The organism is Acidocella aquatica, assembly GCF_030160635.1.
GTDB classification, from domain to species: Bacteria; Pseudomonadota; Alphaproteobacteria; order Acetobacterales; family Acetobacteraceae; genus Acidocella; species Acidocella aquatica.
Genome location: NZ_BSOS01000118.1, coordinates 1 through 1,354, shown reverse-complemented (window position 1 = coordinate 1,354; position 1,354 = coordinate 1). Strand labels below are relative to the sequence as shown.

Annotated in this window: 2 protein-coding genes; both read left to right on the top strand. The window is 59.6% G+C overall.

Features of this window, described 5'->3' with window-relative positions:
* The coding region (locus tag QQJ84_RS19560; RefSeq protein ID WP_408862253.1) for a DUF5372 family protein at positions 1 to 319 on the top strand (319 nt) is incomplete at its 5' end.
* An 88-nt stretch (positions 320 to 407) separates the two neighbouring features.
* A complete protein-coding gene (locus QQJ84_RS19185) occupies positions 408 to 899 on the top strand; it encodes a helix-turn-helix domain-containing protein (RefSeq protein ID WP_284259940.1) in 492 nt (163 codons plus the stop codon).
* The last annotated feature ends 455 nt before the right edge of the window (positions 900 to 1,354 follow it).

Sequence of the window (1,354 nt, the reverse complement as noted above, 5' to 3'; positions counted from 1 at the left end):
CTTCCATCCGTATTCCGGGCAGGGCGGGGTATGCATTGCAAAGCGCGGCAACCGAGCTGGCAAGCGTTGGCTGCTTCGCTTTGCCGATGGGCGGATTTGCTCCGTTCCGCCGCAATGGACCGATGCGGCAACCCCTGGCCCTGAGGTGTCTGCTGGAGGCCGCCGCGCACTTTGCAGCCTTGGCGATCTGTTGGAGCTCGGTGAGCTTGTGGCGCACCTCATGCAGCAAAGGCGGGTTGATGGACCAAAAATATGTAAGGATAAATATACCGCTTATGTAAGGCAAAAGACGCCGCAGAGCCCCTGGGGACTCCGGTGAATGGTAATTATTAACTGGCATGATTGGCGACTGAGTGGCGATAACCATCTTGACCCTACAACTAAATGCGGTATATTACAGATTACACTTGCTGAGAAAACAGCTGAGGTTCCGGGTGTCGAGCAGCGCCAACCACACGCGATCAAAGGCCAGCGCTTTAGCGGAGGATGGCACACTCAATCCCGCCCCGGAGAAAGTCGGCGACCCGAAGTTCCAGGAAGGCGGTTTCTTCGATCCACGCGACATCGTGCAAGTGAAGTACGAGATGCTGCGGCGCGTATCCGTCGACAGGGTTTCCGTGACGGAGGCATCCGACGAATATGGCGTGTCCCGGCCGACCTTTTATCAGGCCAAGGCGGACTTCGAAGGCGCCGGCCTGGCCGGTCTGGTACCGAGGAAGCGCGGGCCGCGCGGACCGCACAAGCTCCACGGCGAAGTGCTGGCGTTCCTCATCGCACAGGTGGACCCAGGCGAGCCCATCCGGGCGCGCGAACTGACGGACCGTCTCCGGACAAAGTTCGGCCTCGATGTCCACCCCAGAACGATCGAGCGCGCGCTCGGTCAAAAAAAAACGGCGTGACCAGCATTGGCGCGCAACGGCATTCCGAGATGCAGTTGCGCGCCACAGATCGATACGAAATATTGCGGGCTGCCGCTCTCGGCACCGCGCTGCCGCCAGAGGCACGCAGCGGTCTTACCATTCTTCTTCATCGCGGAATGTGGGCCTGGGTTCGTGCGATCGTGCGGACGCCCGGCCAGTGTCCGGCTGCTTCTGTGCCGCCGGTACTTGACCTGCCGATCGCAGAAAAAACGTCCGAACAACACACAATCATCTGCCTACTCGCCGCCATGGTGATGGCGGTCCCTGAACGGAGGATAGCATGAACGAAAAGCTCAAGGTTCAATCACATCACCTCGAACGGGGTGCCTATCTGTACATCCGGCAATCATCCATGCGGCAGGTTATGGAGAATGTCGAAAGCACCAAGCGTCAATACGACCTTCGCGGCCGCGCGATCGGGCTTGGGTGGCATG